Here is a 5,704-nt window from a genome sequence, read left to right on the forward strand (position 1 = left end):
TCTTGGTGAGGTAGATGGTGCGAGAGGGGGGACTTGAACCCCCATACCAATGGTGCTGGATTCTAAGTCCAGTGCGTCTACCAATTCCGCCACTCTCGCAAAGCGTGTTTCCATAGCACACTTGCCGGTGGGCTGCAAGCCATGAGCGGCGCGCCTGTTGCCGTGGGCTGTGCCGGGCGGGAGGGCGTTAACCGAAAATCTCCGTCATAAATAAGTCGCAATGGCGGTACGGCAAGCAATTTTTTTAAAAAAATTGGCCGAAATCACCATCCCGGTGCGGAGCGCGCGGCGTGGGGGCGGCATGCGCCGCATGCCTGGCCTTGCCTCTGGCCGCATACGTGGGGGATCAGCGCAACACCAGGGCTGCGCCGTCAGGCCTTGGCGCAACAACCTCGCCCACCACGCAGGCCAGATCGCCGCCAGCCAGCAGCATCTCGCGCGCCTGCGGCACCAGCTCTGGCGGCACTGCCAGCAGCAGACCGCCGGAGGTCTGCGCGTCAAAGGCGAGGCTCGTGAGCGCTTCGTCCACGCCGTCTTCCACAAGGGTGGAGCAGGCCCAGTATTTTCTGTTCAGGTGGCTGCCTGCGGGTATAAGCCCGTCGCGCGCGTATTCAAGAGCGCGGGGCATGAGGGGCAGGGCCTCGGCATTCAGTACCACGGTAACGCCCGAGGCCAGGGCCATTTCAAGCGCGTGCCCGCCAAGGCCAAAGCCTGTTATGTCTGTAGCGGCGGCGATTTTGAGGTCGCGCACAACGCCCCCGGCGACGCTGTTGAGGCGGGAGCACCAGCGCGTGACTTCGGCCTCGCTCTCTTCGGCTCCGTCCCAGCGGGCCTTGACCGCAGTGGCGAGCACTCCCGTGCCCAGCGGTTTGGTCAGCAGCAGGGTCTGGCCTGCTTTCAGGCCATCGTTGCGGGCCATGTGGGAGGGATCAATGATGCCCGTGACCGCCAGACCGTACTTGAGTTCCTCGTCCTGCACCGTGTGACCGCCAGCCAGCACGGCCCCGGCTTCGTTCATGGCGTCAAGGCCGCCACGCAGGATGTTTTCCAGTATGTGCTGCGGGTCGTCCTCTGCCAGGGCCTGCGGAAAAAAGGCCACATTCATGGCGCTCCACGGCTGACCGCCCATGGCGTACACATCCGAAAGCGCGTTGGCGGCGGCAATGCGGCCAAAGGCAAAGGCATCGTTGACAATGGGCGCAAGTATATCCACGGTCTGCACCAGGGCGCAGCCAAGGGGAACGGTCAGCACAACGGCGTCTTCGTTCCTGGCGCGACCAGCCAGAACCCTGGCCTCAAGGTCAGGGCGCGTATCGGACGGCAGGCCGCGTAAAAGTCGCTCCAGGGCCCCTGGAGCCAGCTTGGCGGCTCAACCGGCCGCGCGGGCTTTTTCCAGCAGTTTCATGCTGCGCTCCCTGGTATTTTTGTGTTCATCCCCCAAGTATGCCTTCTTGAAGGTAAAAGGTCAAAATATGACATATTGACGAGCGAACCATTATAATGTGCAATGCCGAACTGGTGTACTGGGTTTTGCCGTCAGCGCAGGGTGCTGAAAAAATTGAGGAGACGACCATGATTGCGCGCCGTAAATGCGATCCGCTTCTTTTTTTGCAGTTGTTGGTGCTGGCCTTTGGGATGCTGTTTCCTTGGCACGCGCAGGCGGCCATGCACGATGGTTTTGTGCATGTAAGCGACCAATGCCAGAATATTATTCAGGAAATACGCTATTTTTCCTCCTACAACTTTGTAGGGGAACGCATCAATGGATATCTTGCACCCCAGGCAATCTTGACCGAACCAGCGGCGAGTGCTCTGTGCAAGGCCGCAGCGGCGGCGGAAGAGAATGGCTATACCCTGAAAATTTATGACGCCTACCGCCCGCAATCGGCAGTGGATCATTTTGTGCGCTGGGGCATGAACGCCGCCGACACGCGCATGAAGGCGATTTTTTACCCGCAGGTGGACAAGGCGCGGGTGTTTGATCTGGGCTATGTTGCCACGCGCTCCGGGCATTCGCGCGGCAGCACGGTAGACCTCACCCTCGTTGACAGGCTGAGCGGCAAAGAGGTGGACATGGGCACCCCATTTGACTTTTTTGGCGCGGCCTCGCACCACGGGGCCAAGGGGCTGAGCCCGCAGCAGGAGGCCAATCGGGCTGTGCTTCTGGGCCTTATGGAGAATGCCGGGTTCAAGCGCTATGAAGAAGAGTGGTGGCATTACACGCTTAAAAACGAGCCATACACGGATACCTATTTCAATTTTGCGGTGGAATAAAACGAGGTTCAGCGCATAACCACGGCAGATTTCTTCTTTTCATGCAGAACCTTGCGGCGTAGCATGCTGGGCAATGTTCCACGAAAGGATATGCCGTGAAAGTTGTCGTTTGCGCCAAGAAGGATCTTGCAGGATGTGTCGCCCTTAACAGACTGCTGGCAGCCATTGCCCCCAAGCACGATGTTTTTGTGGTTCTTTCAGATTACGTGCTGGACGCGGAGTGCAGCAATGACTACGCGGCAAGCCTTGTGGCCCATGAGCGGAACATGGTGCTTGAGCACATTCTGCCCTGGCTGGAAGCCCGCTTTCCTGAGGGCAATGCGGCGCGGTGTCAGACCTATGCGGGCCTGAAAAAGCGTTACGGCATTGATATGGAGATGTGGGGGCCCATGCGGTCGCCCGCCTCCCGGCAAGCCATGCGCGACCTTGCGCCGGACGTTGTCATCTCCTGCCGGTACGACTACGTTATTCCCACGGAAGTTATCGATATGCCCCGGCTTGGCACCTATGGCATGCATCCCGGCGCGCTGCCTGATCTGCAAGGCCTGTGCAGCCCTTTTCGGGCTATGGAACATGGCAATGAGCGCTCTGGCTGCACGCTTTTCCACCTTGATGCAGGGCTGGATACCGGCCCCATCGTGGAGATCGGCTGGTGGCCCATCAACTACGACCGTTCCCTGCTGTGGAACTTTGTGCATACCTATTTTGCGGGTATAGACGCCCTGTTGCGGCACCTGCCGGAACTGGAGGCGGGGCGCGAGCTGACAAGCCATGTGCAGAGCAGCGAAGGCCGAAAATACTTCAGCTATCCCACCGAAGACGAATTCCGCAGGTTTATCCAGAAGGGCGGGCATATCGTTCTGCCCGAAGATTATTATGAAGTCCTGTCGTGGTTTCTGCCCGGAGGCCTGACAGATCCCGGCATGCCCGAGCTGCGGGCGCTGGTCAGTTCGCTGGAGTCCTGAGCCGCCACATCAGGTGGAACAGCAGGGAAAGCGCGCAGACGATGCCGCCCATGAGCAACAGCGCGCTGGCTGGAGCCATGACGGTTACGGCAATGCCAAACACCACAGGCCCCGCCACCTGCCCCATGCGTTCCAGACCACGGTAAATCGAGGCTGTCTTTTCGCGCCCCAGGGTTTGCGCCGAAGCAAGCGTGAGAACGCAGATCATTGATGCCGGGGCAGCCAGACACTGGGCCAGCCCAAGGGAGATGACCGCAGCGGCGGCTCCAGCCATGTTTGTGGCCGTTGCCGCAATGAGCAGCGTGATGCCGGAGAGCAGGCCCGTCAGCGTCAGGAACAGGGATTTGTCTTTTCTGCGATCTATCCATTTGCCAAGCAGTGGCCCCGCCGTAATGAAACACAGGCCGTAAAGCATGAATATACGGCCGATATCCGATTGATCCACATGGGCGTTTGCCAGTCTCAGTGGCAGCAGGTAGTGCAAAAATCCGGTCAGGCACATGGCGGCGGGTATGCCCACCAGCCAGAGTATCATATGCATGCGTGGGTCTTGCAGCAATTGCATGCAGCCTGAAAACATATGCCCCTGCGCGGCGGTCTGCGCACCAGAGCCCTGGCAGGCCGCGTTGCCGGAACTGCTTGCTGCGGCCTCTGCGGGTTCTTTGCCAAGCATCACGGTGAACAGCGCCAGCAATATGGTGCAGGAGCCGGTCGCCAGCACCGCCTGAAAGGAAACATGATCCGCCAGCATGGCCCCCGCTGCGGAGCCGCAGATGCTGCCGGAAAAAATGCCAGCGAACACACTGGTGAGCCCCGCCCCGGCATTGGCTTTGCCCAGGGTGCCGATCTGCCCGGCCATGAGCACAAGGCCAAAGCCGAAGCCTGTGGCAACGCGCCCCAGAATGAGCAGATGCAGGCTGTTGGCCATGCCGCCCATCATCAGCCCCACAGCCGCAGCCAGAGTGCCGGCGGCAAAGACCTTTCGCCAGCCGTAACGTAATGAAAATCCGCCGGAAAACAGCAGGGCAATGCCCGCGCTGACCATCTCTGCCGAAATGGGCAGGCCAATGGCCACATCGCGGCTCAGGCCCATGAACGGCTCATACAACTGGCGGGCCAGCAGGGGAATGAACGATATGCCCATGTCGTAGCCCAAAAAGAACACAAAGCCCGCTGCCCGTAATGCCTGCACGGCGAGAGAATGGCGGCTGCCCTCAAGGGCGTTCGCCGCAGCATCCGGCGGCAGGTTGCGTTGCGCGATAAGGCCCAGCAGTTTTGAAAGCTCCAGCAGCAGCAAAAAGCTGATGAGCAGCGAGGCTCCAAGGTCAAGGGCCAGCGCTGATATGCGGGCTGTGATGGCCTGGGGCTGCAAGGCCAGTTGCAGACGCAGCACTTCCTGCTTTTGGCGGAAGCGGCTGGGCCAGTAGGTGCTCAGCGATTTTTCAACCGTGAGCGATGGGTCGGGCACATTCCCGGCAGAGGCCACAGCATTGCCTTCAGGCGTCAACAACTGCGCGCCCGCAAGCTCGCTGTTGGCTGCAAGCAACTGTTCAAGGGCCTGATCCTTGCCGCGCAGGCTGGCGATATCCACGCCTTTGTGGATGAGGTACTCAAAATCGCGCCCGGAGCCTTCGGCGAGGATGTCGGCCTTGGTGCGTACGGCCTGCTTGACGAAGGTATCGAACAGCACCAGCGTGCCGCAGGCGTAGAGCAATTGCGATGTGCCGATGATGACAAGCAGCATTCTGGTCATGCCCGAAAGGCTTGTGCCCACCGCGCGTTGCCCGGTCAAGAGGCCAAGGCGCCCGGCCAGAATCAGCCCCGCCACAAGGCAGGCCGCTGCCAGCAGCAGGGATGACAAACGCAGAAAATCTTCTGTAGCCGCATTGATGGGCTTGCCGTCAATGTCCACCAGCAGGTGCCCCACAGGCGTCTTGTAGCTCAGGAGAATGCTCAGCCGGTAGCCATCTGCGGTTTTGATTGCGCCTTGCGGGCCGTCTTTGCCCTCGCTGGTCTGGGAGGCTGCACCGGCAGGCAATGTGCTTTCCGCTGCTGAGCCCTGGGCTGGCTGCGCATAGAGCGTGGAACCCCTGGCATCAATAATGGCCACACGTTTGATGCCCGCCGCGCTCTGACCCAGTTCCGCCAGCATCTCGTCCATTCCGGCGAACGAAGCCAGCGGCTTGCCAAAGCGCATGCCGCGTTCAATGTCGCGGGCCAGACGTTCAGCGCCGCTGCGATAGCCGGAAAGCACCATGTCGGTTGCCAGCGTATTCAGCGTGGAAACCGAGAGCAGCACGTTGAAGCCCAGAGTAACCAGCAGAACTCCAAGCCCGAGCAGCAGGGCATTGATGCGCAGTTTGCGCGTGGCGCGGATAAGCACGTAAAATCCTTAGGGTGTACCGGGGTGCGGCTGGCTGATGGTTTCGTGCAGTTCGTCCGCCGTTACCAGCACGTCAAAGGGA

At 60.3% G+C, this 5,704-nt stretch carries 4 protein-coding genes and 1 tRNA gene; 2 read left to right on the top strand and 3 right to left on the bottom strand.

Annotated features, from left to right (window positions below):
- Positions 1-15: 15 nt before the first annotated feature.
- Positions 16-99, bottom strand: a tRNA-Leu gene (locus VEZ52_RS08765).
- A gap of 247 nt (positions 100-346) precedes the next feature.
- Positions 347-1,405: a selenide, water dikinase SelD gene (selD, locus tag VEZ52_RS08770; protein ID WP_324836491.1), complete on the bottom strand. Its 1,059-nt coding sequence runs from the start codon at positions 1,403-1,405 to the stop codon at positions 347-349.
- Positions 1,406-1,572: 167 nt separating this feature from the next.
- Here selD and VEZ52_RS08775 point away from each other — a divergent pair, with 167 nt between their 5' ends.
- Both VEZ52_RS08775 and VEZ52_RS08780 read left to right on the top strand, forming a co-directional pair.
- Entirely contained in the window at positions 1,573-2,274 is a 702-nt protein-coding gene (locus VEZ52_RS08775; RefSeq protein WP_324836492.1) for a M15 family metallopeptidase, read from the top strand.
- A gap of 95 nt (positions 2,275-2,369) precedes the next feature.
- Positions 2,370-3,239: a formyltransferase family protein gene (locus VEZ52_RS08780; RefSeq protein WP_324836493.1), complete on the top strand. Its 870-nt coding sequence runs from the start codon at positions 2,370-2,372 to the stop codon at positions 3,237-3,239.
- Here the strand turns inward: VEZ52_RS08780 and VEZ52_RS08785 are convergent.
- Entirely contained in the window at positions 3,220-5,622 is a 2,403-nt protein-coding gene (locus VEZ52_RS08785) for an MFS transporter (protein ID WP_324836494.1), read from the bottom strand. The two genes, VEZ52_RS08780 and VEZ52_RS08785, sit on opposite strands and share 20 nt — an antisense overlap.
- Positions 5,623-5,704: the final 82 nt, after the last annotated feature.

This window comes from Desulfovibrio sp. (assembly GCF_035644575.1).
Classification (GTDB): domain Bacteria; phylum Desulfobacterota; class Desulfovibrionia; order Desulfovibrionales; family Desulfovibrionaceae; genus Desulfovibrio.